At 39.0% G+C, this 23,765-nt stretch carries 25 protein-coding genes, 1 tRNA gene, 4 pseudogenes and 1 riboswitch; of the genes and pseudogenes, 5 read left to right on the top strand and 25 right to left on the bottom strand.

The window, feature by feature from the left end; translation table 11 throughout:
- Positions 1 to 235: 235 nt before the first annotated feature.
- The 19 genes and pseudogenes from ACLV7H_RS05160 to ACLV7H_RS05070 form a co-directional block, all read right to left on the bottom strand.
- Positions 236 to 865: an ABC-2 transporter permease gene (locus ACLV7H_RS05160; RefSeq protein WP_411866546.1), complete on the bottom strand. Its 630-nt coding sequence runs from the start codon at positions 863 to 865 to the stop codon at positions 236 to 238.
- Entirely contained in the window at positions 865 to 1,713 is an 849-nt protein-coding gene (locus ACLV7H_RS05155; protein ID WP_411866545.1) for an ABC transporter ATP-binding protein, read from the bottom strand. The genes ACLV7H_RS05160 and ACLV7H_RS05155 overlap by 1 nt, the downstream gene beginning before the upstream one ends.
- Entirely contained in the window at positions 1,706 to 2,086 is a 381-nt protein-coding gene (locus ACLV7H_RS05150) for a GntR family transcriptional regulator (RefSeq protein WP_038805294.1), read from the bottom strand. The genes ACLV7H_RS05155 and ACLV7H_RS05150 overlap by 8 nt, the downstream gene beginning before the upstream one ends.
- Positions 2,087 to 2,293: 207 nt before the next feature.
- A pseudogene (locus tag ACLV7H_RS05145) lies at positions 2,294 to 2,422 on the bottom strand (ADP-ribosylglycohydrolase family protein); the annotation flags it as partial.
- Between the two features lie 11 nt (positions 2,423 to 2,433).
- A complete protein-coding gene (locus ACLV7H_RS05140; protein ID WP_411866544.1) occupies positions 2,434 to 3,240 on the bottom strand; it encodes an alpha/beta fold hydrolase in 807 nt (268 codons plus the stop codon).
- A gap of 154 nt (positions 3,241 to 3,394) precedes the next feature.
- Positions 3,395 to 4,138 carry a lysostaphin resistance A-like protein gene (locus ACLV7H_RS05135; protein WP_411866543.1) on the bottom strand — a complete coding sequence of 248 codons (744 nt, stop codon included), beginning with the start codon at positions 4,136 to 4,138 and terminating at the stop codon, positions 3,395 to 3,397.
- A gap of 178 nt (positions 4,139 to 4,316) precedes the next feature.
- Positions 4,317 to 4,925 (bottom strand): annotated as a pseudogene (locus tag ACLV7H_RS05130) (Type 1 glutamine amidotransferase-like domain-containing protein).
- A gap of 263 nt (positions 4,926 to 5,188) precedes the next feature.
- Complete coding sequence (locus tag ACLV7H_RS05125) at positions 5,189 to 5,752, bottom strand: TMEM175 family protein (RefSeq protein WP_411867072.1); 564 nt, start codon at positions 5,750 to 5,752, stop codon at positions 5,189 to 5,191.
- 154 nt (positions 5,753 to 5,906) lie between these two features.
- A complete protein-coding gene (gene rlmD, locus ACLV7H_RS05120; RefSeq protein WP_411866542.1) occupies positions 5,907 to 7,265 on the bottom strand; it encodes a 23S rRNA (uracil(1939)-C(5))-methyltransferase RlmD in 1,359 nt (452 codons plus the stop codon).
- 74 nt (positions 7,266 to 7,339) lie between these two features.
- On the bottom strand, positions 7,340 to 8,314 hold the full coding sequence (locus ACLV7H_RS05115; protein ID WP_411866541.1) for a DUF1002 domain-containing protein: 975 nt from the start codon (positions 8,312 to 8,314) through the stop codon (positions 7,340 to 7,342).
- Positions 8,315 to 8,400: 86 nt separating this feature from the next.
- Positions 8,401 to 9,003: a lysozyme family protein gene (locus tag ACLV7H_RS05110; protein ID WP_004240129.1), complete on the bottom strand. Its 603-nt coding sequence runs from the start codon at positions 9,001 to 9,003 to the stop codon at positions 8,401 to 8,403.
- Positions 9,003 to 9,977 (bottom strand): nucleoid-associated protein, encoded by a 975-nt coding sequence (locus ACLV7H_RS05105; protein WP_411866540.1) that lies wholly within the window; start codon positions 9,975 to 9,977, stop codon positions 9,003 to 9,005. The genes ACLV7H_RS05110 and ACLV7H_RS05105 overlap by 1 nt, the downstream gene beginning before the upstream one ends.
- Before the next feature lie 7 nt (positions 9,978 to 9,984).
- Positions 9,985 to 11,241: a serine hydroxymethyltransferase gene (gene glyA / locus ACLV7H_RS05100; protein ID WP_411866539.1), complete on the bottom strand. Its 1,257-nt coding sequence runs from the start codon at positions 11,239 to 11,241 to the stop codon at positions 9,985 to 9,987.
- Positions 11,242 to 11,290: 49 nt separating this feature from the next.
- Positions 11,291 to 11,722, bottom strand: coding sequence for a GNAT family N-acetyltransferase (locus ACLV7H_RS05095; protein ID WP_061587081.1), 432 nt, complete (start codon positions 11,720 to 11,722; stop codon positions 11,291 to 11,293).
- 1 nt (position 11,723) lies between these two features.
- On the bottom strand, positions 11,724 to 12,326 hold the full coding sequence (locus tag ACLV7H_RS05090; protein WP_045591405.1) for an L-threonylcarbamoyladenylate synthase: 603 nt from the start codon (positions 12,324 to 12,326) through the stop codon (positions 11,724 to 11,726).
- Positions 12,310 to 13,146, bottom strand: a complete 837-nt coding sequence (prmC, locus tag ACLV7H_RS05085; RefSeq protein ID WP_411866538.1) for a peptide chain release factor N(5)-glutamine methyltransferase — start codon at positions 13,144 to 13,146, stop codon at positions 12,310 to 12,312. Before prmC ends, ACLV7H_RS05090 begins: the two co-directional genes overlap by 17 nt.
- Positions 13,146 to 14,225: a peptide chain release factor 1 gene (gene prfA, locus ACLV7H_RS05080; protein WP_215804644.1), complete on the bottom strand. Its 1,080-nt coding sequence runs from the start codon at positions 14,223 to 14,225 to the stop codon at positions 13,146 to 13,148. Before prfA ends, prmC begins: the two co-directional genes overlap by 1 nt.
- A 9-nt stretch (positions 14,226 to 14,234) precedes the next feature.
- Entirely contained in the window at positions 14,235 to 14,714 is a 480-nt protein-coding gene (locus tag ACLV7H_RS05075; RefSeq protein WP_411866537.1) for a GNAT family N-acetyltransferase, read from the bottom strand.
- Positions 14,704 to 15,303 (bottom strand): thymidine kinase, encoded by a 600-nt coding sequence (locus tag ACLV7H_RS05070; protein ID WP_411866536.1) that lies wholly within the window; start codon positions 15,301 to 15,303, stop codon positions 14,704 to 14,706. Before ACLV7H_RS05070 ends, ACLV7H_RS05075 begins: the two co-directional genes overlap by 11 nt.
- Positions 15,304 to 15,426: 123 nt before the next feature.
- Between ACLV7H_RS05070 and ACLV7H_RS05065 the strand changes: the two genes are divergently transcribed.
- Both ACLV7H_RS05065 and mnmE read left to right on the top strand, forming a co-directional pair.
- Positions 15,427 to 15,609, top strand: a complete 183-nt coding sequence (locus ACLV7H_RS05065; protein ID WP_001117394.1) for a 4-oxalocrotonate tautomerase — start codon at positions 15,427 to 15,429, stop codon at positions 15,607 to 15,609.
- A gap of 134 nt (positions 15,610 to 15,743) precedes the next feature.
- A complete protein-coding gene (gene mnmE, locus ACLV7H_RS05060; protein WP_045591423.1) occupies positions 15,744 to 17,117 on the top strand; it encodes a tRNA uridine-5-carboxymethylaminomethyl(34) synthesis GTPase MnmE in 1,374 nt (457 codons plus the stop codon).
- A gap of 45 nt (positions 17,118 to 17,162) precedes the next feature.
- On the opposite strand, the gene dapA is transcribed toward mnmE, so the two are convergent.
- The 4 genes from dapA to ACLV7H_RS05040 all read right to left on the bottom strand — a co-directional run bounded on the left by dapA (position 17,163) and on the right by ACLV7H_RS05040 (position 20,278).
- Positions 17,163 to 18,098, bottom strand: coding sequence for a 4-hydroxy-tetrahydrodipicolinate synthase (dapA, locus tag ACLV7H_RS05055; protein WP_045591424.1), 936 nt, complete (start codon positions 18,096 to 18,098; stop codon positions 17,163 to 17,165).
- A 56-nt stretch (positions 18,099 to 18,154) separates the two neighbouring features.
- Positions 18,155 to 19,231, bottom strand: coding sequence for an aspartate-semialdehyde dehydrogenase (locus ACLV7H_RS05050; protein ID WP_411866535.1), 1,077 nt, complete (start codon positions 19,229 to 19,231; stop codon positions 18,155 to 18,157).
- A gap of 357 nt (positions 19,232 to 19,588) precedes the next feature.
- A tRNA-Thr gene (locus ACLV7H_RS05045) sits at positions 19,589 to 19,661 on the bottom strand.
- A gap of 104 nt (positions 19,662 to 19,765) precedes the next feature.
- On the bottom strand, positions 19,766 to 20,278 hold the full coding sequence (locus tag ACLV7H_RS05040; protein WP_411866534.1) for a QueT transporter family protein: 513 nt from the start codon (positions 20,276 to 20,278) through the stop codon (positions 19,766 to 19,768).
- Positions 20,276 to 20,372, bottom strand: a riboswitch (PreQ1 riboswitch). (Overlaps the previous gene by 3 nt.)
- Positions 20,373 to 20,400: 28 nt before the next feature.
- Between ACLV7H_RS05040 and ACLV7H_RS05035 the strand changes: the two genes are divergently transcribed.
- Complete coding sequence (locus ACLV7H_RS05035) at positions 20,401 to 20,838, top strand: GtrA family protein (protein WP_411866533.1); 438 nt, start codon at positions 20,401 to 20,403, stop codon at positions 20,836 to 20,838.
- 79 nt (positions 20,839 to 20,917) lie between these two features.
- Complete coding sequence (gene mscL, locus ACLV7H_RS05030; RefSeq protein WP_000910206.1) at positions 20,918 to 21,298, top strand: large conductance mechanosensitive channel protein MscL; 381 nt, start codon at positions 20,918 to 20,920, stop codon at positions 21,296 to 21,298.
- A gap of 41 nt (positions 21,299 to 21,339) precedes the next feature.
- Here mscL and ACLV7H_RS05025 read toward each other — a convergent pair.
- Positions 21,340 to 21,993, bottom strand: a pseudogene (locus ACLV7H_RS05025) (ferrochelatase); the annotation flags it as partial.
- Positions 21,985 to 22,354 (bottom strand): annotated as a pseudogene (locus ACLV7H_RS05020) (VWA domain-containing protein); the annotation flags it as partial. The pseudogenes ACLV7H_RS05020 and ACLV7H_RS05025, both read right to left, overlap by 9 nt.
- A gap of 173 nt (positions 22,355 to 22,527) precedes the next feature.
- Here ACLV7H_RS05020 and pepT point away from each other — a divergent pair.
- Positions 22,528 to 23,751: a peptidase T gene (gene pepT, locus ACLV7H_RS05015; protein ID WP_411866532.1), complete on the top strand. Its 1,224-nt coding sequence runs from the start codon at positions 22,528 to 22,530 to the stop codon at positions 23,749 to 23,751.
- Positions 23,752 to 23,765 lie beyond the last annotated feature (14 nt).

The following is a 23,765-nucleotide window of genomic DNA, read 5'->3' as shown; positions in this document are numbered from 1 at the left end:
TAATGGAGTTTTAGTTTCTTTATTTTGAGGATTAACTACGTTTCACTAACAAGCTTACATATTCAGCGGTTCGGACTTACCGTATCATCCGTAAAAAAACAATCCTCACGAAATAAAGGAAAATCCTTCGTTTTGATATTGTTTCATTCGTAAACTGAACCTACAATGTCACCAATAATTGCCCTAGCATAAGATTTGCCACCTTCTAAGTTTTTATAATCTACTCTCAACTTTTCTAATATTCTTTTTTCTCCATAATTAAAATAGATATTTTTATAGCAATTCCTATGATAACAATACTGACAAAAACCATTCCAATTAAAATCATTAATCTCGAATTCTTTAAGAAAAACTCTACAACATTAGTCAGTAAATCTGATTTTGCTTTAAAAAAACTAGACAGAGCAAATACTGTAAAGTATGTTATAACCATGATTAGCCTACCTTTTTCAGCACCGTACTTAAGGATAAACGGAAGTTGAATAGCTGATATCATAATACTTGCAACTAATGTAATTAGTGAGATAAATATGATGCTGTCTATTAACATCTCTTTTTTTATTACCAATTGAACAAATAAACAAACTGAACCTACTAATCCAAAAACAAACGCAAAAAACAATTTACTTAATACAAAGCTACTCTTTTTAATCGGCATTGAAAAGGCAAATTGTTCAAATTTCGATTTCGTATCATAACCAAAAGCGATTGCAGTTAAAATTAACGGCATCATTGTACAAATAAGCGGTATCATAAAAATTTCATTTTCATACACACCATACACAATGAGGGCAATACAGAGAGCAGTTGTTAATAGTAGTGTTTTCTTTAAAGTAGCTATATCTTTTAATATCAATGCAGTCATTATCTTTTACCTCCTTTCACAAAATATATCATAATATCTTCGATAGACGGTTTTTGTAATCTGATTCCATCTGGAACAAGATTTCTTTTAACAAGCAACTCTTGTCCGAATGAGTGTATCCTTCTTCCAATTATGGCTTCCTCATCAAGATTTTCAACTTCTTCATTAGATAAAGTACAGATACCATAGTTTTCTTTGAGTTCATCCTTTGGTTCAACAAAAAGAACTTTACCATCATTGATAAAAGCAATATAATCCGCCACTTTCTCTAAATCTGATAGGATATGTGACGATATTAAAATTGTATGATTCTCATCTTGAATAAAGTCAAGAAGAAAATCTAAAATTTCCTCCCTTACAATCGGATCCAATCCACTCGTAGCTTCATCCAAAATGAGAATTTCTGCTTTATGAGATAAAGCTACTGCCATCGATAATTTCATTCTCATTCCACGAGAATAACTTTTAATAGCCTGTTTTTCAGATAAATTAAATTTTTTTATTAATTGATAGAAAAATTCTCTGTCCCATTTTGAATATACCCTTGAACAGAATTTTTCCAAATCAACAAGTGTCATTTCTTCCGGCACTAATAAATCATCAAACACTACTCCGATTTTATCTTTCAATTCAAGACTATTAGGATTATCATAATCCAAAATTTTAATTTCTCCTGAATCTTTCTTAAGTAATCCTAACAATAATTTTATGGTTGTACTTTTACCAGCACCGTTTTGGCCAATATATCCGACAATAGAGCCTTTAGGAATAGCAAAATCTATCGGTCCTAATGTAAAGTCATCAAACTTTTTAACCAAGTTTTTGATTTCAATAGCAAAATCACTCATATTTTCCCTCCATATAACTACTAAACATCTCTACCAATTCATCATTGGTAACACCTGCAATCGCTGAAAGCTCAAGAATATCTTGCATCTTTGATTCGATTCGTTTCAAATATTCTTCTCGAATAAGCTCTTTATTTTGAGCTGCAACAAAATTACCTTTACCTTGAACTGAATTAATGAAACCATCAAGTTCCAGTTCATCAAAAGCTCTTTTAGCAGTTATCATACTCACTCGAAGTTCTTTAGCTAAGAATCTGATTGATGGCAATTGCTCGCCAACCTTTAATTCTCCCGAAATAATCTGAGCCTTTATTTGATTTTTTATCTGTAAATAAATCGGATTATCACTTGAATTATCAATTTGTATATTCACCCTCCATATCCTCCTAACTATCCATCTGTTTTACCTGTTTATATTATACCATAACAGTTATATTAGTTCAATATTTAACAATCTGTATGAGCCATATTATCGTTTAAATTGATTACTTTTCAATTTCAATTTTTAATATAACAAAAAGCCTTACAATCAAGGCTTTTCTTAATCACTTTCATCACAGGTTTATACGTTTTTACCATCAACAGCACAGGCCATAACCGTATCATCTGTGAAAAAGCAGTCATCCCTAAACAAGGGAAAATCCTTCGTTTTGATATTGTTCCATTCGTAAACTGAACCTACAATGTCTCCAATAATTGCCCCTAGCATGGTATTCCTCCTTATGGCATATCAGATTCGTTACACATTTCTAATGAATCACTCTTTAAAAATGGCACCACCAAATCAATCCACTCATAAGGCAAGTAAGCTGATAAATAGCCGTGGTTATAGCCCTTTGCTTCATACAAAATTGTATTTGAATGTAGCTGATGAAATAATTTCGCTGATTCTTTCACACAGTTCAATTCTTTTTCACCATAGGTATACAGAACCTGAGCCTTGCTAGCAGAAATCGTATCCTTTAGCTTGTAATGCCCCATATAGGTTTTGTAAATGGTCACCAATGTTTTGACAGGCGTCCTTGGCAAATCCTCTAAATAATAAGCTTTTATTTCCTCTGGATAAGCCAGTTTAGGATAGAGTTTGTTCATCATGCTTAACTGAAGTTTGCAAGAGAATTTATTGAACATCAGTTTACCAAATAGAGACACTAGAAAGATGCTGATTTTAGCTAACCTTGGTTGAGGAATGCAGAGGCTTCCATCTATGATGGCCTTCTCAGCAATTTCACTGTCTAAAGACAAAAGCTCCATGGCAATTTGACCACCAAGTGAAACACCACCGATTGCAAACAATTTCCCACCACAGTTTGCTTTGATATAGTCTAGAATCTCCAAAGCAGAATCTTCAGTAGAAACATAATCAAGTTGATATTCCTCGCCGTGGCCATTCAAAGTTGGTAGAATAATACGGTATTCTTTTGACAAGATTCGTGCTTGACGAAGATAATTCCACCAAGAACTGCCACCACCATGTATCAGTAAAATAGGAGGCAAATTCTTATTACCAAATTCATGGAATTTCATGTTTAAACTCCTTACTGTAGGACTTTCACTAGATAAATACTTGTTAAATCAGTTTGAACAAGCAGTGATGCCTCATCAAATAGAAAAGTCTCTAACATTGATTATCTAGAATGACCACACGTTACTTTCAATAATGGATATCCTGATCTAAATTTTAAAATGTTGTTTCCTTACTAATTCTATTACTCGCCAATATAGTATAAATCAAATAAGCAATAAAAATGATAATAAAAATAAGATTAATTTTTAACACAAAATAGAGATTTAACAAATTTGCGAACGCATGAAATAATATACAGTATCCCACAGATTTCGTTTGACGGTAAAGAAGTCCTAAAACAAAACTTAAAAATAATGTATATATAAAAAATAAAATAAAAGGAAATCCCTGATGACTTTCTCCAACTATAAACCATAAAGGCAGATGCCAAATTCCCCAGATTGAACCTACAATCAAATTAGATTGCCAATAAGTATATTTTTTATCAAGTAAGGGTTGTAGTATGCCTCTCCATCCTAATTCTTCATGTCCGCCACCAAAAAAAATTAATTGAATAAAGAATAGTGGCATCAGATAAATTGATACTTCATTTAATTCTAAGGAAGATACAGAAAATAGTATCAAAATTGCTAACATATGATAAATGAAATAAATACTACTACTTTTTCTTTTAGTAAATACAAAATGTTTAAATTTTATATTATTCCTTTTCAAATAAAAGCCACTTGCAATAGCTGGACCAAGTGCACCTACTATATGTAACATTCTCCCTATAAATGTTTCTAATCCCAAAATATAAGATTGAGTAAAGATGGCAAGAAGCCCCCAAGCTATATAAGTAATTCCAAATGTAAAACAAAGATAATTTTTTAAATTCTTTTTGTCAATTTCTGTCATTTTATCTTCCTTATTTTGATTATTTTATATGTAATATTTGTTACTGCTTCTTAGTTGCTCTCGATTATAACTACCTATATTCTATCATAAAAACACAAAAAAGCCTTACAATCAAGGCTTTTCATTATTCATTTCGTCAATACTTTAGTTTCGTAGATTCAGATTCGCATGATTAAAACTAGTCAATTTTCTCTATGATATTTCCAAGTTTATCCAATACAAGACAGGAATGATCATTTAGTGGAATTATGGGAACATTAACGAATTCTTCAGCTCTATTCTTATTTGCTTTATCATTCCATGAATCATAATGGACACTAATTAAAAACTGACTAAAGACTCCTAATCCATTTTTTATCTTTATCTGATGATCTGAATTATCATTAGGTGAGACATAGACTTTTTCTCCTAATAATAGGGCTCCTGCAGAAAACCCTATAACTTTTGCCCCTTTATTAAGCATATGATTGATATATTTTTTGAACTCCTGATTGACATAAGTAGCTAAATATTTTTCCGTATTTCCTCACCCGATGATGATTTGATCAGCATCTAAATAGCTATCAAAATCAATCTGCTCAGTGTCCAAAAGTAAGTAATCAGTGTTTAGATTAGGAAATTGACTTTGGAAAACTTCCGTGTACTTTTTCATATAGGGTTGCCAATTATCTCGAAAAACTGTAAAAATAATAATTCTTTCAATCTTGCTTGATAATACAATTTTATCAACAATGCTATATTTCGTTATTGGGGGATTCCCACCCATCAAAAATATTTGTTCTTTCAAGTTAACACACTTTCTAAAGAGACATAAAGTTTAAACAAGTTTATTCATAATTGTCATTATAACTGTTACAAAAAAATTATTCAAATTCCTGACTATCTCAACTTGTACAAGCTGAGTCACACACATCATATGTCTTGACTGTTATTTCAATGAATTCCTATAGAAAAGTATTGAATGCAATGCTTATCAATACAAATTCAAAACTCTCAGAATCGGAAGCAGTCAACTAAGTCCCGAATAAAACAGATGAGTCGATTAAATGATTAGACTTTAAATTGTCTCGGGATAACAATAAATAAAAGTGTTACTAGGACTGACAGTCCTACTCCTGCTGGGAAGATTGTCAGAGATAAGATAAGCCCTAACATTTTAATACCAATATCCCATCGTATCCAACGCTTTCGTCCTTGTCTTAACGCATGCATCTCAGCTATATCATTCACTTCATCCAAGGTACGGTAATACCATAATACTGAAAAGCTAATGAGTAGAACGATTACCCCATAGAATGCTTGCATGCTACCATTGTCGAAATGGGTCGCTATGAGCTGAGTGGTATAGGGAAAAAGGGAGGAGAAAAAGAGCATGATAATGGTTGCCCAGACTGTTTTTTGGCTAACTTTTTTAATGAGATGCGAAGAAGAATGGATATTGACCCACATAGCTCCCAGCCAAAAGAAAGAAATACCGTAGGCAAGAAAATTTGTTCTAAGCTCCCATAGTCCTTGTAAATCAAAGGTTTTTGGCTTTTCCAGCTCCAAAACCAAGATAGTCATAACAATGGCTAACACAGCGTCAATAAAGGCTCCCAAACGTTCCTTTTCCATTATTTGCGGTTGTTTTTTCATCAAATAATCCTTTCGATTCTATTCTATCCAAGTGCCTGATTATTTCAGTCACACAATAACTTTATTTTTATATATGTTCAAGGCTCCAGTGGAGTTTTGAAGCATCTCGTCCTAAAATGAAAAAGTGAGAGGATTAACTACGTTTCTCTAAATAACTTACGCACTCCACGTGGTGCGTCTGTGGAAAAAGATCCACCGGCTGGACTTTCTTCAATTCATAGCCTAATTCTTGGTAGAGTTTGATATCACGCGCCATGGTTGCGACATTGCAAGAGATATAGGCAATGCGGTCTGCTCCTGTTTGGGCGCTTGCTTTGATAAAACTCTCGGTCAAGCCCTTGCGTGGTGGGTCAACCAAGATGACGGTTGGTTGGATACCTTCCTTGAGCCAGTTCTTCATGGCATTTTCAGCTGTATTGCAGACATAATGGGCATTTGTGATATTGTTTAATGCAGCGTTCTTCTGGCTATTCTCAACTGCTTCTAAGATGACCTCAACTCCATAGACTTCCTTAACATGTTTCGCGACGGATAGTCCAATCGTTCCAATACCAGAATAAGCATCGATCACCACATCATCTTCTCTTAACTCCGCAAAGTCGATAGCTGTCTGATAGAGCTTCTCTGCCATTTGAGTATTGACCTGATAAAAGGCTGGGCCAGCGATTTGGAAGTCATTTCCCAACATCTGATCCGTAATATAGTCTTGACCATAAAGAGTCTTCCACTCCTTGCCGAAAATCGCATTGGTATTCTGGTCGTTGATATTTTGCATGACAGACACAATCTCTGGGAACTGCTTGATGACTTGTTCAATCAACTGTTCAACAAGAAAAACTTTAGGACGTGTAGTCACCAAAATGACCATGATTTGTCCTGAATAGTGACCACGACGCACAACGAGGTTGCGAATCAAGCCAGACTGTTCCTTTTCATCATAAGGTTTTAAATCAAAACGACGGAGCAAATCGCGTAGAGCTACTACAACTTGGTCAATCACTGGATCTTGGATAAAGAAATCTTCGAGTGGCATAAGGTCATGCGAATTCTTACGGAAAAAGCCAGTTTCCAAGACACCATTCACTCGACGAACGGGCACCTGTGCCTTATTTCGGTACTTGACTGGATGTTCCATACCGAGCGTTTCAGCGACCTCTACATCGGTATTTCCAGCAATCTTGTAGAGACTGTCTTTGACTTGCTTGGTTTTAAACTTGAGCTGCTCTGGATAGGCAAGGTGCCCCAAATCAGCGATACCCGAGCGTAGATAAGCTAGGTCAAGGTCTTGGTTACGATGCGGAGAATGTGTAATGTATTCTTCAACTTTCCCGTAGCCAATCTTTTTATTGACCTTAAGGACACGCATGAGGATTTTCTCAGTTGGTAGAGCATTTTCTACAAAGAAAACCAAACCATCTACCTTAGCAACCCCAGCACCTTCATGGGTCAAATCGACAACTTCAACTTCTACAATATCATTTTTCTTTAACATATTTTTCACTTTCTATCGGCCGACAAAAAAAGACGGCAACATTTCTGTTACCATCTATTATATCATGAAATGACCTAAGCACCAAAACTCTTGAAGAAGTTGACAATGGCTTGCCAAAGGGAGCTAAAGAAGTTACCCCCGTCTTCTAGCGCTTTATTGGCATCAAAGTTGAGGTTGATATTTTTAAAGCTATCACCAGCTTGAGAGACAATGCTTTCCTTGAGGTCATTTAGGGTTTTAGTGAAATCAGCATTGTTCAAAATGTCACTCTTTGAGAGGTTGAGGGCAAAATTGATGATGATATTGACCTGGTTTCCTGTTATAACCTGATCGAGTTTGTAGTTTTTTAGCGTGTCTTCTACAATTTTGCGAACATCCTCTTCTGTCAGATTGCCTTTGGCTTCTTTTGCTTTTGCGATTCCTGCCTTGATATCTGCCAAAGCGACATTGAGTTTATTGGCATCGTAGCCTGACTTGTCCTTGTTTTCAGCATTGATATCGGACAAGGCTTTTAGTTCTTCTTGGGCCAAGTCCTTATTGGCTTGCGGTACTTTAGCACCATTGGCCTCTAACGAGTAGTAAATCCCAGCAAGGGCGCTCTCACCTGTAACTGGAATAGGAGCTGCAACTGTGATTTTGGCATGCTCCACTCCCAGCGTCACTGCTGCGTTACGGTACATATCCTGCGTCACCTTGGTGATATTTTCAGGCGTTTCAATCTTGACCTCTAGAGGTGATTTGTCACCTAGCTTTTGAATCTTAGCTGACGAATAGAGCTGTAAACTAGCATCATTAGCAACATTCATAATTTTCGAATAGATATCAGGTGTCATAGTTTTGATAGCTTTGGTGTCTTTTGATGCATCATAGCCAAGTTTGCTAAGAGTTTTGTTTTTCTGGTCTTCAGATAGAGAAGAACCTAGAACATATTCAGGTTGTACATAGGTTTCATCGATTACTTTTTGAACATCGGTTGCTGCGTGGACGCTTGTCATAGCTGTTGCGGCCCACAATACTGCAGCACTTGTTAGAAAGAATTTCTTTCTCATGGGATATTCCCTCCTTTACCTTTCTAGGGTAATAAAACAATCTTAAAGAAAGCTTATAGTGAAAAACACCTGGTCAAACCAGATGTTTAGAAGAAATTAAAGAATTTCATGATATAGAGATTGAAGCGAACCTGTCTCGAGTAGTAATAATTTCCACCATTTTCATAGAGTTCGGCTCCGTGAAAGATAGAAATAGGGTTGATATAGGTGTAGGTCTTCCCAGTAGTATTGCCAAGGATTGGAGCGACCGTTTCTCGGGAATAACGCTTGGCTAGAGCCAAAGTATTTTCCTTGCCATTCTGAGCGATAAAGTCGATATAGGCAGGTCCAAAATTATAGGCTTGAACGGCGGTCCAGACATCTACTCCTTTGCTCTGTGCCAAATAGAGATTATCTGTTAAAGTCTGTACCCCTTGGCGAATACTAGAGGCATCGTCTTTGATGGTATTGGTAGCGCCACTAGCAGACTCACTAGACTGCATGACATCTCGCTCTTTTCCCTTCGTTTCGGTATAAATCATGGCGAGCACCAACTCTTCATTGGCTGGAGTATCTCTTTCGCTCAAGATTTCTCGAACCATGGGTTGGTAGGTCATGACTTGTTTAACATCCTGATGGATATGATAAGCTTTGTATCCTGCGAAAAGGAAGACTGCTAGCACAAGCACTCTTCTTATAAATTTAAACATTATTTACTTTGAATATCCTCGATATTTTTGATTAAGATAGAATAGGTTCCATTGTCATTTTGGATAAACTCAACAGACTCGGCGTCTTGATAGACATTATTGGGAACGATGAGCTCAATTCCATTTGACAAGGAAAGTTTCTGGTTTTCAAATTTCTTTAATTGGCGACTGGCATCAATTTCATCGAACTGGACTGGTTCTGGTACAGCTTCCTTGACCTGGTCGATAAAGCTCAAACGAGCTGTCAGATTGTTATCAAAAAGGTCGTTAGCCAATTTTTCAGGTGACAGTTCATTGCTTTCTTCCAGATTGTTGAAAATCGCTGATTTGACCTTGGATTGAAATTGAAAATCATCTGTGTTAAAGGACTCTGCAATTCTCTGAGCCGTTTTTTCCAGTTCCTTGATGGACTTCTTTGGTGAAATCTTAGGGGCTACAGCAAGAAGATTCTCTGAAAAGTAGTTCAAAAAAGTCCCATTGTACTTGATTCGTTTCTCGATTAAGTGATACTTGCGACTTTGAAGATTGACCACCAAGGCCTCGTCAGCTCCCGTTCCAAATCCAGGTAGATTATTCTGAGTTAGCTTGATTGGATTATCAACTTCTCCACTGAGGTGGGTCAAGGTCTCACGTAGACCAATTCGCAAGAAAGCGAAATGTTCAACGCATTCTTTAGAAAACTGAACAAAAACCAAGTCATTGGTCTTGAGATTTTCAGAAATGCTGAACTCCTCTTTCCAGAGATTAGCCAGTGTTACTGATGTCTCCAACAAATCATCCGTGATATGATTGAAGAAGGGATTTTCTTCTTCGAAAATCCCAGTCTTGGCTTCATCTGAATACACACGTTCGATTTTTTTGCGCAGGTATTCCTCGATTTTTGGAGTGATATTGAGAAACTTATCCGCTAGAAACAGCTCGGTATCGTCTGGGCTGAACTGATGGATAATAGTTTTCTTAATATAAATGTCCATAAAAGTATTAGTCCTCGTATAGTGGGAAGGCATCTGTCAACGCTTTGACTTCACTTCTCACTTCTTCTAAGACAGCTTCATTTTCTGCATTCTTAAGGGTTTTAATGATGAGTTCAGCCACTTTACGGCATTCTTCTTCACCAAATCCACGTGCAGTGATGGCTGCAGATCCGATACGAATCCCACTTGTCTTGAATGGTGACAAGGTTTCGTAAGGGATTGAGTTTTTATTTAGGGTAATATTAACCTCATCTAGCAAGTTTTGAGCAACTTTTCCGTTTTCAACAACCTTAGTCACATCCACTAGGAAGAGGTGATTTTCAGTACCACCTGAGACGATACGGAAATCAGGATCTTGCAAGAAGACATCTGCCATAGTCTTGCTGTTCTTGATAACATTGGCAGCATATTCCTTGAAGGCTGGATCCAAAACTTCTTTGAAAGAAACAGCTTTAGCTGCCACAACATGCTCCAAAGGACCACCCTGAATACCTGGGAAAATAGCTGAATTGATTTTCTTAGCAAGTTCTTCGTCATTAGTCAAAATCAAACCACCGCGTGGTCCACGAAGGGTTTTGTGGGTCGTTGTTGTAGTGATATGAGCGTATGGCACTGGGCTTGGGTGAAGTCCGGCTGCCACCAAACCAGCGATATGAGCCATGTCCACCATGAGCTTAGCCCCAACAGCATCTGCGATTTCACGGAATTTTGAGAAGTCGATAATTTGAGAATAGGCTGAAGCACCTGCTACGATTAGTTTTGGTTTTACTTCTTGGGCTTGTTTCAAGATAGCATCAAAGTCCAAGAGTTCCGTTTCAGGATTCACACTGTAAGAAACAAAGTTGTATGTTTGACCAGAGAAGCTAACTGGAGCTCCGTGGGTCAAGTGTCCACCTGCTGCCAAATCCATCCCCATAACGGTATCACCTGGCTCAATCAAGGCCATGTAAGCCGCACAGTTAGCTTGGCTTCCTGAGTGAGGTTGGACATTGGCGAATTTAGCACCGAAAATTTCTTTTGCACGTTCAATAGCTAGAGTTTCTACCACGTCTACTACATCAGTTCCACCATAATAACGGCGTCCTGGGTACCCCTCGGCATATTTGTTTGTCAAGATAGACCCTTGAGCTGCCATAACAGCCTTGGAAACCACGTTTTCCGAAGCAATCAACTCGATATTGTTTTGTTGGCGTTCTTCTTCTTTGGCAATAGCATTCCAGAGATCAGCATCGTATGCTTTAAAATCGTCTTTGTCAAAAATCATAGGTCTTCTCCTTTATAATATGACAGGTCTTTTAGTTTAAGAAAATATACTAAAAGATGCGAATAAACCGTTTCTGCACTTTATCACAAGTATAACCAACTTTTTCATAAAATGCGTGAGCACCCAGACGATGATCGGCAGAGTTTAAGCGGATAAACTCATAGCCCCGTCTTTTTGCTTCTTGATCCAACCCTTGCAGTAAGCTTTTACCGATACCTTGCCCTTGTGCTTGAGGTGAAACCGCTAAGCCTAAGATATTAAATCCTGCTTTGGAATAGAGGGATTCATAAACTTCAGCATGGACATACCCAAGCAAGGTATGGCTGGCTTCATCCTCATAACCAAGTAGGAAATGATGGGAATCCTGAGATAATCTAGCTAGTTGACTAGCTGTGTCCTCTAGACTAAAAGAATAGCCCAAAGCCTCTTGGTTAATCTCACATATAGCATTCACATCTGTTTCTTGCAAATCTCTTAGCATCTCACTCCTCCTCAAAAGAAATCTCTGGCAACCGAGCAAGAATATCTTCTCGCTTAATCGCCCCTTGGCGTAAGATTTTCACCTTGTCTCCAGACAAATCCAGAATCGTCGAATCCTGTCCAGTTAGAAAAGCGTCGTCCTCCAGACCCAGAACCTCTTGGTCAAAATCCTCTAGAATTTGAGCAAAGGTCACTCCACTCGCCTGACCCGAGATATTGGCAGACGGCCCAATCAAGGGTCCTGTCTCTCGAATCAAATCAAGTGTAATGGGGTGACTCGGCATCCGAAATCCCACTGTTGTAAGACCAGAATTGACCCAATAGGGAACTCGGTCATTGGCTTCAAGGATAATGGTCAAGGGACCCGGTAAAAAGGCCTCTACAAGCTTTTGGAGATAAGTTGGCTGATTCTTTGAGAAGTGCAAGATGTCCTCTAGAGAAGAAACATTAAGATTGAGCGCCTTATCTCTAGGACGACGTTTGAGTTGGTAAACATGGTCGACAGCTTTTTCATCTAAGGCCTTAGCAAAAAGACCGTAAACCGTCTCTGTAGGCAGAATGACAGCTCCGCCCTTTTCCAACTCTTGTCTAATCCTGTCCATCATCAACTACAACCATCCTATCTTGACCAAATTGGTCTTTGAGTGTTCGTACTCGTTTTTCAGGAAAATGTTTCTTAAAAAGCGCAGGAACACTTTGACCTTGCTTGTATCCAATTTCAAGGTAAATCTTACCACCATCTGTGAGATAGTCTTTTGCATCTTCCGCAATTCTGCGGTAAATAGCTAGGCCATCCTCATCTGCAAAGAGAGCTAGATGAGGCTCCGAATGCAAAACATTCAAACCGACCTCTGACTCATCTTCACGAGAGATATAGGGTGGATTGGATACAATTATATCATATTTTTCAGAAATTTCTGTAAAACAATCAGATTTTTTAAAAAATATATTAAGATTTTGATTTTTAGCATTCTCTGATGCAAGCTCTAAGGCGTCTTGTGAAATATCTGCTGCTGTCACTGACCAATCTGGTCTGTTTTTTGCTAGTGCGAGGGCTATGGCACCACTTCCAGTACCAATATCCAAGTTCTTGAGATTTTCTTTAGGATTTTCAGCTAGGATGAGTTCCACCAACTCTTCTGTCTCTGGACGAGGAATCAAAACTCGCTCATCCACTTTTAACTGCATTCCAAAGAAATCTACGTGACCAATGATATACTGAGCTGGTTTGTGGGACGCTAACTGCTGGTAAATTTCCACTACAAATTGTTTTTCTTCCTCTGTTACTTCTTGCTGGAGTGCAAAGACAAAGTCTGTAAAAGAGAGTTTTTTCAGGCTACGATAGACAAAAGAGAGGCTTTCAGCTTCCTCTCCTTGTCTTATCAACTCTTCTTCAAAATCTGAAAATAATTGAGCTAATTTCATTATTTGTTTAATTCTTCTAATTTTTGTGTTTGGTCATAAAGAACCAAGGCATCCACAACTTCATCCAATTTACCAGACAAAATGGTATCTAGTTTTTGAAGGGTCAAGCCAATACGGTGGTCTGTGACACGGTTTTGTGGGAAATTGTAAGTACGGATCCGTTCTGAACGGTCACCAGTACCGATAGTAGACTTACGTTCAGCGTCTTGTTCATCTTGAGCAATCTGAGCAAAGTGGTCAGCCACACGCGCACGAATGATTTTCATAGCCTTCTCACGGTTCTTCTGCTGGGTACGTTCCTCCTGCATCTCAACCTTGATATTGGTTGGCAAGTGAACGATACGAACAGCAGTCGCAACCTTGTTGACGTTCTGTCCACCAGCACCTGATGCGTGGTAGATGTCAACACGAAGGTCTTTTGGATCAATATCGTACTCTACTTCTTCCACTTCAGGCATGACTAGAACTGTCGCTGTCGAGGTATGAACACGGCCTTGACTTTCTGTCACAGGGACACGTTGCACACGGTGAGCACCTGATTCGTACTTAAGCTTAGAATATACAGATTGACCTGAAACCATAGCAACCACTTCCTTGAAACCACCGACACCATTCATAGAAGCTTCCATGACTTCAAAGCGCCAGCCTTGGGCTTCCGCATACTTTTGGTACATAGTTAGCAAATCTCCAGCGAAGAGCGCTGCTTCGTCTCCACCAGCTGCTCCACGGATTTCAAGGATGATGTTCTTGTCATCGTTTGGATCCTTTGGAAGAAGCAAGATTTTTAGTTTTTCTTCGTACTCTTCTTTTTCAGCCTTGGCATCTTTGAGCTCTTGCTTGGCCATTTCTTCCAAGTCCGCATCTCCGCCTGATTCCTTAATCATCTCCTCAGCATCAACGATGTTTTGAAGAACTTGTTTGTACTCACGGTAGGCCGTTACTGTATCACGTGTCCCAGCTTCTTCTTTGGACAATTCCATGAAGCGTTTGGTATCAGATACCACTTCAGGGTCACTGAGCAATTCTCCTAATTCTTCATAACGGTCTTCTACAGCTTGTAGTTGATCATAGATGTTCATTTTTTCTCCTTATTTCTCAATTGTTAAATCATAGATTGCTACTACTTCGTTCTCAAATATTTCCCCAGTTTCTTTAAATCCATAACTGAGGTAACAAGATCTTGCATGTTCATTTTCTGGCTCATAAGACAACCAAAGTTTATTGCCTAAACCTGCTGGCGCTGTCCAAACATAGTCTAGCACTTTATCCATAATTGGTTTAAAATATCCTTGATTTTGAAAATTCTTATCAATCATAAAACGAAATAGTAAATAATTTTCACTACTAATTCCGATCTTTTTATCATAAGCTATCATCACATAACCTATAATTGCATTATTATCATAAACTGCCAATGGAGCTACAAAATCTCCATTTTTAGTGTAGACATATGCTTCAGCTAAACTAATTGCGTTGGTTGCAATGAATTGTTTTTGATATTCCTTGACATCCAAATTTAAAACATCAAAATAATTTTCCATTGTAACATCTCTCAGTTCAATTGTCATAGTTGTGCTCCTGGTTAGATGTTATCATTGGCGCAAAATAATGTTTACGACAGACTGAGATATAGGTTTCATTACCGCCAATCTGAATTTGTTCGCCATCATAGACTGGCACACCATCTTGAGTTCGCAGCACCATAGTCGCCTTTTTCTTACAGTACTGACAGATGGTCTTGATTTCGTCGATTTTGTCTGCTAAGAGCAAAAGGTGTTTGGAACCTTCGAAGAGTTCATTGCGAAAGTCATTCTTCAATCCGAATGCCATGACGGGTATGTCTAACTCATCGACAACACGAGCTAGGTCGTAAACATGGTGACGCTTGAGAAACTGGGCCTCATCGACTAAGACACAGTAGGGTTTGACTTCCAAATCTCGGATTAAGCCATAGATATCTGTATCATCTTCAATCGCAAGAGCTGGTCGCTTCATGCCGATTCGACTAGATACATAACCAACACCATCACGTGTATCCAGAGCAGAGGTCATGATGACAACACCTTTTCCTTGCTCCTCATAGTTATAGGCTACCTTGAGAATCTCAATCGTTTTACCTGAGTTCATAGTCCCATAACGATAATACAACTGTGCCATGCTTCTATTTCACGTCCATTTCTAATTTTTTGCTTCATTCTAGTATATCATATTTTCCGAAAGCTTTAAATGGCAAAATATGGTAAAATAGAAGAAATCATTCAGTTAATGGAGGAATCAATTATGCCGTTTGTTCGCATCGATTTGTTTGAAGGACGCACGCTTGATCAAAAGAAAGCTCTTGCTAAGGAAGTAACGGAAGCTGTTGTCCGCAATACTGGAGCACCTCAATCTGCTGTCCATGTCATCATCAATGACATGCCAGAAGGAACTTACTTCCCACAAGGGGAAATGCGCACCAAATAAGCTAGCTTAAGCAGAATTGCTTAGGCTTTTTCAATCTCCAAGTAGCATCCATTGAAGAATCAGTCTAATTTTGTTACAATTTGAAGAGATGCTTGGATACCTATCCTAAGAAAAGAATTACAAAAGGAATTAGTATGATTACACGTGAATTTGATACCATCGCTGCTATCTCTACTCCACTAGGTGAAGGGGCCATTGGTATTGTCCGTTTGAGCGGAACTGACAGTTTTGCCATTGTGCAAAAGATTTTTAAAGGCAAGGATTTGAGTAAGGTTGCCAGCCATACTCTTAACTACGGTCACATCGTTGATCCTCAAACTGGTAAGGTCATGGACGAGGTTATGGTTGGGGCTATGAAATCTCCAAAGACCTTCACTCGCGAGGACATTATCGAGATTAACACCCACGGTGGGATTGCGGTGACCAATGAAATTCTCCAGCTAGCTATCCGTGAAGGAGCTCGGTTGGCAGAACCTGGTGAATTTACCAAGCGTGCCTTTCTAAACGGTCGTGTGGACTTGACACAGGCTGAGGCGGTGATGGACATCATCCGTGCCAAGACTGACAAAGCCATGAATATCGCAGTCAAACAATTGGACGGTTCTCTTTCTGACCTCATTAATAATACTCGCCAAGAAATCCTCAATACACTTGCCCAAGTAGAAGTTAATATCGACTATCCAGAGTACGACGATGTTGAGGAAGCCACTACTGCTGTTGTCCGTGAGAAGACTATGGAGTTTGAGCAATTGCTAACCAATCTCCTTCGAACAGCCCGTCGAGGTAAAATCCTTCGTGAGGGAATTTCAACTGCCATCATCGGACGCCCCAACGTTGGGAAATCCAGCCTCCTCAACAACCTCTTACGTGAAGACAAGGCTATCGTGACGGATATCGCTGGTACTACACGAGATGTCATCGAAGAATATGTCAACATCAACGGTGTTCCCCTTAAGTTGATTGATACTGCGGGTATCCGTGAAACAGATGACATCGTCGAACAAATCGGTGTCGAGCGTTCCAAAAAAGCTCTCAAGGAAGCTGACTTGGTTCTACTGGTGCTCAATGCCAGTGAACCGCTAACAGTACAAGACAGACAACTCTTAGAAATCAGTCAGGATACCAACCGCATTATTCTACTTAATAAAACTGATCTTCCTGAAGCGATTGAAACTTCGGAACTGCCTGAAGATGTTATCCGTATTTCAGTTCTTAAAAATCAAAATATCGATAAGATTGAAGAGCGTATTAACAACCTCTTCTTTGAAAATGCTGGTTTGGTCGAGCAAGATGCTACTTATCTATCTAACGCCCGTCACATTTCCTTGATTGAAAAAGCAGTTGAAAGCCTACAAGCAGTTAATGAAGGTCTTGAGCTGGGTATGCCAGTTGATTTGTTGCAAGTTGACTTGACCCGTACTTGGGAAATCCTCGGAGAAATCACTGGAGATGCTGCTCCTGATGAACTTATCACCCAACTCTTTAGCCAATTCTGTTTAGGAAAATAAAAAAATCCATGATCGTTCTTGCGGTCATGGATTTTATTGTAGTTATTAGTAATCTGGTCTTAAAACACCAGTTACAGTTGCCTTAGTTGCTTCGTAGTCGCCATCTACGACAACTTTGATAATGCGTTTGGCATCTTCTTCTGGTGCTGGAACTAGAGGTAATCGAGTTGGTCCAGCTTCAAATCCCATATAGTTAAGAACCGCCTTAACAGGTGCAGGACTTGGATAAGAGAAGAGGGCGTTGACCTTAGGAATGAATTTACGTTGAATAGCTGCTGCTTTCTTCATATCGCTTTCTGCAATGGCAGTGAGCATCTCGTACATCTCATCTCCATTTGTATGGGAGGCAACAGAAATAACCCCATCCGCACCAAGGTTCATGGCATGGAAGGCATCTCCATCTTCACCTGTATAAATCAAGAATTCTTCTGGCTTGTGTTCAATCAAGTAAGCCATATTGGCCAAGCTGGTACATTCTTTAACACCGATGATATTTGGATGGTCAGCCAAACGAAGCATGGTTTCTGGAGTTAATTCCACTACCACACGCCCTGGAATGTTATAGATGATAATAGGTAAGTCAGAAGCATCCGCAATTGCCTTAAAGTGCTGGTACATTCCTTCTTGAGAAGGTTTGTTGTAGTACGGTACGATAGCAAGTCCAGCAGCGAAGCCACCAAAGTCTGCGACTTCTTTGACAAATTCAATCGAGTCACGTGTATCATTGGTACCTACACCTGCAATCAAAGGAACACGTCCATTGACAATCTTTTGTACAGCCGCAAATAGCTCCAACTCTTCATCGTGGGTCAGAGTCGGACTCTCAGCAGTCGTTCCAGCTAGAAGAATTCCATCTGTATGATGGGTCAATAAATGCTCAATCAAGGCTGGAATAGCATCAAAGTTGATGGAACCATCCTCATGGAAAGGGGTAATAAAGGCCGTGATGATTTTACACTCTTTTAAATCTTGATAAGACATGAGAAACACCTCTCTATTTCAAAGAAGGAGTTCATCTGAACTCCTAAACGATATGACTATTTTAATTCAAATTTCAATTCCGCTGTTGGACGAACCAATCCACGTTCGTGAAGCGTTTCTGCGATTTGAACTGAGTTCCAAGCAGCACCTTTGAGGAGGTTATCTGAAACAACCCACATGTGGATTCCTTTTTCAGTATCCAAGTCTTTACGGATACGACCGACAAAGGTATCACGTGAGCCAACAGCATTGATAGCTTGCGGATAGATTTGATGCGCTACGTCATCCTCAAGAACAGCACCTGGGAAGGCTGCGATAGCTGCTTTCACTTCTTCGATTGGAGCCACTTCTTTTGTTTCGATGTAAACTGACTCAGAGTGAGCTGACAAGACTGGAATACGCACACATGTTGCAGACACTGCGATGCTATCATCTTCCATGATTTTCTTAGTTTCCTTGGTCATCTTCATCTCTTCGTAAGTGTAATCATTGTCAGTAAAGACATCGATTTGTGGAAGAGCGTTAAAAGCGATAGGATAGTGTTTCTTATCACCACCTGAAGGCAAGATTTCCGCTTGCAAATCACGTGGATTCACACCGTCATTCAAGACTTCACGAAGTTCACGTTGTGTTTCAAGAATCGCTCCCATACCAGCACCTGAAACCGCTTGGTAAGTTGAAACAATGATACGGTCCAAGCCCCATTTTTGACGAACAGGCTCAAGCGCCACCATCATTTGGATTGTTGAACAGTTAGGGCAGGCAATGATTCCGTTGTGGGCATCAAGTGCATGCGCATTGACCTCTGGGACAACCAATGGTACATCTGGATTTTGACGGAAATAAGATGTGTTATCTACTACTACCGCCCCAGCTTGAACTGCATATGGTGCATACTTAGCTGATGTCGAACCACCTGCTGAGAAGAGTGCAATATCAACACCGTCAAAAGCGGTCTCAGTCGTTTCTTCAATCGTAATATCTTGGTCTTTAAATTTCAAAGTCTTGCCTGCTGAACGTGCAGAAGCAAGGTAACGAATTTTATCGATTGGAAGTGTTGATTCTTCCAACATTTTTATCATCTGAGCGCCGACAGCACCTGTCGCGCCGACTACAGCAACTGTATATCCCATAAATAACCTCTTTCGGAATTTTCTAAAAATTTCTATAATAGATGTATTATACTACTTTTTCAAGAAATTGAAAAGCATTTTTGGGTTATATTTTCTGAAAATTAAAAATCCCTAGTCATTGACCAGGGACTAAGAGGCATCTTCATGTGATGAGCAGGTTCACACAACTCATCAAGGTCCGCTCCTGCGTTATGACCTCCTTATGCTCAATAGCAGTCCGAAGACTGCCTATCGACTCATCGCACCTACTATTCTACTAGATAGAGTCACTTTTGTCAACATCCAAAACTCTTGGGCTTCATTTTCATAGAGGTATAAGAAAAACCTTGGTCTCCCAAGGTCAATTTGTTTCTATCATGCTAATTGCCGGGATTGAACCGGCGACCTCATCCTTACCATGGATGCGCTCTGCCAACTGAGCTAAATCAGCTTACCTAAAAAGTATACTATAGTTCTATGTTCTTGTCAAGCGCTCTCTTTTAATTTATGAAATGAAAAAAGCTAGATTTATCAAGAATCTAGCTTATAACCTTCTTATTTTGTTAGATCGATTCGCTGTCCCAGTTTACCTATCAAAATCGCACCTACGATAAGTGATGCAAACTCTCCAATCCCTGTAGAGAACCATGTGAAGAAGAAGGGAGCTTCTGTCAAGATATGGAGTTCAGCTGCAATGGTAATCATTGAAATGGAGAAGAGGATTGAAAAGAAGAAATGATCTTTTCGAATCAATCCGTTAAAGAGGTAATCTTTGCTGTATTTTCCAAAGAGCCATACACCTAGACTAAGGAAAACTAGGGTAGAACCTCCACCGACAAAGACATCTATTAGGCCAAAACTACTAAATAAATTAGCAATCATACATCCAATTGTCACACCGAAAATGTATTTAGGGTTGTAAAATGCCAAGAAATTCAGCATTTCTGAAATCCGGAACTGATACACCCCAAAACTAAGAACATTGATCGGTGGCGTAATAGTCAAAACTACATAGATAGCAGCAACGATAGCGATGTCTGCCATGTCACGAACAGTTAATTTTTTCATGTTTTCTCCTTTAGCGTTTTCCCGCGTAAAATATGCTTGGTGAAAGAAGCTAAGCACCAAGGGTTGAGATTATCAACCTTACTATTATAGCACATTAGCCAGCTTTATGCTATACTAAAATCATGAAAAAACTAATAAGATCTTTCTTTGTTAACGAGATTCTCTCCTACCTATTTTTCGGTGGTGCTACGACTCTGGTTTCTATTTCATCACGTTTGGTTATTTACCATATCAGCCACCAGGAAATCCTCGCAACTGCCCTCGCTAATATTATCGGGATTCTCTTTGCCTTTCTCACAAATGATACAATCGTCTTTAAACAAGAGAGAAGGAATTGGCCAACCCGTCTGGCTAAATTTTTCTTAGCTCGTCTCTCTACACTTGGTCTTGACATTCTTTTAACTTATATCTTTGTTACAACCTTTCCTGATATTATTGGCCAGTTTGTTGAATATAATATAGATAGAGTTAATACGATTGAAACTATCCTAGCACAAATTTTGATTATCATTTTAAACTATATTTTCAGTAAAATCTATATTTTTAAAGGGAGCAACTGACCACTTTCAGCGTTCAAGTTGCTTTTTATCACAATTTAGGATATAATAAATTAGAAAATTATGAAAGGAATTTATGAAAATGTTAAAGGATCTTAAAGAATTCTTGCTTCGTGGTAATGTCGTTGACCTTGCTGTCGGTGTGATCATTGCCTCTGCTTTTGGTGCTATCGTTACTTCATTTGTTAATGATATCATCACTCCACTCCTATTGAACCCAGCTTTGGAAGCTGCGAAAGTACAAAACATCGCTGAGCTTGCATGGAATGGTGTTACATATGGTAAATTCTTGAGTGCTATTATCAACTTTCTCGTTGTAGGAACTGTGCTTTTCTTTGTTATTAAAGCTATGGAAAAAGCTCAAAACCTTCGTAAGAAAGAGGAAGTGGTTGAGGAAGCACCTGCTGCTCCAACTGAACTTGAAGTTCTTCAAGAAATCAAAGCTCTTCTTGAGAAAAAATAAAACAGATAAAGGATCTAGCTTAAAGCTAAATCCTTTTTTCTTTACTCTTTTGGTAACTTCCCAGTCTTTTCGAGCATTTTCTTAATCAAGTAAGGCATCTTCACATTATCACGGCCTTTTTTCTCAATGAGCTTTTTGACAAATTCTGGCATCTGAAGGTCGTCTGTCTCCTCCATGATGTCCTTGGTAGTTGCCGAAGGCGCTAACTCATCAAAGGTTTCTTCTTCTGGGAGAAAAGCTTTAAATTCTTTGTCTTCGTTGGCTCTTACAGTAGCAACTCAAGCGTCAATTAAACGGCTATCCGTATTGGGCATAGGTGGACGATGGTAGGTGACACCTAATTCTTGACACAACTCATAACATTCTACATCGTTGTCAAACAAGACTTCGATATGCTCACTGATAAAACTAATCGGGACAAAAATATAATGCTCGGGATGTTGCTTTTGTTCTCGTAAATATTCTAAAACATCGGACTTGATCCAAGGGATTCCAATATCGCTTTCGCTCTGCCAAATATTGGTATACTGGTCGGCTGTTAGGCCGAGTTGTTCAGTGATTAGCTTGGTATTATCGAAAATCTGATCGATATATGGATCTCCATAGTCTAAGGCAAAAATGGGAACACTGTGGGCTGAAAAGATTAGCTTGAATGATTCTTCTCCCATCTGATTTCGTAAAATTTTTCTAATCTTTGAATTGGATAAAATCGTATCAATTAAGCCCTGACGATCTCGAGTTCCTTTAAGGGTATTTTTTTAAAGTATCCAGTCTTGTAATTGTTCGGCCAGTAGAAGAAGGAACATCTCTCTTGCTCATACTTCCTGAGAGGTCTGCTACTAAAACAACATCCAAGGGATCCGTTTGAGTTTCTGTTCCCAGTTTGGAAGTGATATCCAATGACAACTCATACTTGTCATCCTGTCCTGATATCGGAGTAATTGTCTTGTGAAGAATTGTCTGAGGTTCTGTAATAGAATCTGCATTTAACAGACTTATCGGAGCACACAAAAAGAGAATAGCTAACAGTGTAACTAAACGGCGCGCAATTATGATTCTTCTTTGTCTTTTAAACTATTCTATGGTAAAATGAAAAAAAGAATAGAATAACCGTATTTCTATTTGAGATTATTATGGATTTGAGTTATTATATTTTTTAAATCATAAAACTTTCGGAATTAGTTTTTTCTGAAGATAGCATTCTATTTTTAATTGTAAAAGGAGTTTTTATGACTTATCCGAACCTTTTAGATCGTTTCTTGACCTACGTTAAGGTCAATACGCGTTCTGATGAACACTCTACTACTACTCCAAGTACGCAAAGCCAGGTAGATTTTTCGACCAATGTTCTTATTCCCGAAATGAAACGTGTCGGTCTGCAAAACGTCTACTACCTTCCAAATGGTTTTGCTATTGGAACCTTACCAGCTAATGATCCAAGCTTGACACGCAAGATTGGCTTCATTTCCCACATGGATACAGCCGATTTTAATGCTGAGGGAGTTAATCCGCAAGTCATCGAAAATTACGATGGTGGAGCTATCGACTTAGGCGATTCTGGTTTTAAACTCGATCCTGCTGATTTCAGGAACCTTGAGAAGTATCCAGGCCAAACCCTTATCACAACTGATGGCAGGACCTTGTTGGGTGCTGATGACAAGTCAGGGATTGCTGAGATTATGACTGCTATTGAATATCTGGCTGCTCATCCTGAAATCAAACACTGTGAGATTCGTGTTGGTTTTGGTCCCGATGAAGAAATTGGTGTTGGAGCTAACAAGTTTGATGCAGAAGATTTTGACGTTGATTTTGCTTACACTGTTGATGGTGGCCCACTAGGTGAACTTCAGTACGAAACTTTCTCAGCAGCTGCTGCTGAACTCCATTTCCAAGGGCGCAATGTTCATCCTGGTACTGCTAAAGGACAGATGGTCAATGCCCTTCAGCTAGCGATTGATTTTCATAATCAACTTCCAGAGAGTGACCGACCTGAATTGACAGATGGTTACCAAGGTTTCTATCATCTTATGGATGTGTCAGGTAGTGTCGAGGAGGCGCGTGCAAGCTACATCATTCGCGATTTTGAAAAAGATGCCTTTGAAGCGCGTAAAGCAGCTATGCAAGCCATTGCTGACAAGATAAATCAAGAACTTGGGGATGATCGCGTGACCTTGACTCTGACAGACCAGTACTACAATATGAAAGAAGTCATCGAGAAAGACATGACGCCCGTTACCATTGCTAAAGCTGTTATGGAAGATTTAGGGATTACGCCTATTATCGAACCAATTCGTGGCGGGACAGACGGCTCTAAGATTTCCTTTATGGGAATCCCAACTCCTAATATATTTGCAGGTGGTGAAAACATGCATGGACGTTTTGAATACGTTAGCCTTCAGACTATGGAGCGTGCGGTAGATACCATTATTGGCATTGTATCCTATAAAGACTAAAAAAGACGAGGTAG

It is taken from the genome of Streptococcus oralis (assembly GCF_965111685.1).
In the GTDB taxonomy this organism is placed as follows: Bacteria; Bacillota; Bacilli; order Lactobacillales; family Streptococcaceae; genus Streptococcus; species Streptococcus oralis_B.
This window is presented reverse-complemented; position numbering and strand designations above follow the sequence as displayed.

Excerpts from the sequence above, each read along its gene's own strand:
- ACLV7H_RS05160 (WP_411866546.1), bottom strand. The coding sequence starts at position 865 with ATGACTGCATTGATATTAAAAGATATAGCTACTTTAAAGAAAACACTA.
- dapA (WP_045591424.1), bottom strand. The coding sequence starts at position 18,098 with ATGTCTTATCAAGATTTAAAAGAGTGTAAAATCATCACGGCCTTTATT.
- prfA (WP_215804644.1), bottom strand. The coding sequence starts at position 14,225 with ATGAACATCTATGATCAACTACAAGCTGTAGAAGACCGTTATGAAGAA.
- ACLV7H_RS05135 (WP_411866543.1), bottom strand. The coding sequence starts at position 4,138 with ATGACAGAAATTGACAAAAAGAATTTAAAAAATTATCTTTGTTTTACA.
- ACLV7H_RS05095 (WP_061587081.1), bottom strand. The coding sequence starts at position 11,722 with ATGCTAAGAGATTTGCAAGAAACAGATGTGAATGCTATATGTGAGATT.
- ACLV7H_RS05155 (WP_411866545.1), bottom strand. The coding sequence starts at position 1,713 with ATGAGTGATTTTGCTATTGAAATCAAAAACTTGGTTAAAAAGTTTGAT.
- ACLV7H_RS05075 (WP_411866537.1), bottom strand. The coding sequence starts at position 14,714 with ATGACAATTGAACTGAGAGATGTTACAATGGAAAATTATTTTGATGTT.
- mnmE (WP_045591423.1), top strand. The coding sequence starts at position 15,744 with ATGATTACACGTGAATTTGATACCATCGCTGCTATCTCTACTCCACTA.
- pepT (WP_411866532.1), top strand. The coding sequence starts at position 22,528 with ATGACTTATCCGAACCTTTTAGATCGTTTCTTGACCTACGTTAAGGTC.
- ACLV7H_RS05040 (WP_411866534.1), bottom strand. The coding sequence starts at position 20,278 with ATGAAAAAATTAACTGTTCGTGACATGGCAGACATCGCTATCGTTGCT.
- ACLV7H_RS05090 (WP_045591405.1), bottom strand. The coding sequence starts at position 12,326 with ATGATGGACAGGATTAGACAAGAGTTGGAAAAGGGCGGAGCTGTCATT.
- ACLV7H_RS05110 (WP_004240129.1), bottom strand. The coding sequence starts at position 9,003 with ATGTTTAAATTTATAAGAAGAGTGCTTGTGCTAGCAGTCTTCCTTTTC.
- ACLV7H_RS05035 (WP_411866533.1), top strand. The coding sequence starts at position 20,401 with ATGAAAAAACTAATAAGATCTTTCTTTGTTAACGAGATTCTCTCCTAC.
- ACLV7H_RS05050 (WP_411866535.1), bottom strand. The coding sequence starts at position 19,231 with ATGGGATATACAGTTGCTGTAGTCGGCGCGACAGGTGCTGTCGGCGCT.
- rlmD (WP_411866542.1), bottom strand. The coding sequence starts at position 7,265 with ATGTTAAAGAAAAATGATATTGTAGAAGTTGAAGTTGTCGATTTGACC.
- mscL (WP_000910206.1), top strand. The coding sequence starts at position 20,918 with ATGTTAAAGGATCTTAAAGAATTCTTGCTTCGTGGTAATGTCGTTGAC.
- ACLV7H_RS05070 (WP_411866536.1), bottom strand. The coding sequence starts at position 15,303 with ATGGCACAGTTGTATTATCGTTATGGGACTATGAACTCAGGTAAAACG.
- ACLV7H_RS05125 (WP_411867072.1), bottom strand. The coding sequence starts at position 5,752 with ATGGAAAAGGAACGTTTGGGAGCCTTTATTGACGCTGTGTTAGCCATT.
- ACLV7H_RS05065 (WP_001117394.1), top strand. The coding sequence starts at position 15,427 with ATGCCGTTTGTTCGCATCGATTTGTTTGAAGGACGCACGCTTGATCAA.
- glyA (WP_411866539.1), bottom strand. The coding sequence starts at position 11,241 with ATGATTTTTGACAAAGACGATTTTAAAGCATACGATGCTGATCTCTGG.
- ACLV7H_RS05140 (WP_411866544.1), bottom strand. The coding sequence starts at position 3,240 with ATGAAATTCCATGAATTTGGTAATAAGAATTTGCCTCCTATTTTACTG.
- ACLV7H_RS05115 (WP_411866541.1), bottom strand. The coding sequence starts at position 8,314 with ATGAGAAAGAAATTCTTTCTAACAAGTGCTGCAGTATTGTGGGCCGCA.
- prmC (WP_411866538.1), bottom strand. The coding sequence starts at position 13,146 with ATGAAATTAGCTCAATTATTTTCAGATTTTGAAGAAGAGTTGATAAGA.
- ACLV7H_RS05105 (WP_411866540.1), bottom strand. The coding sequence starts at position 9,977 with ATGGACATTTATATTAAGAAAACTATTATCCATCAGTTCAGCCCAGAC.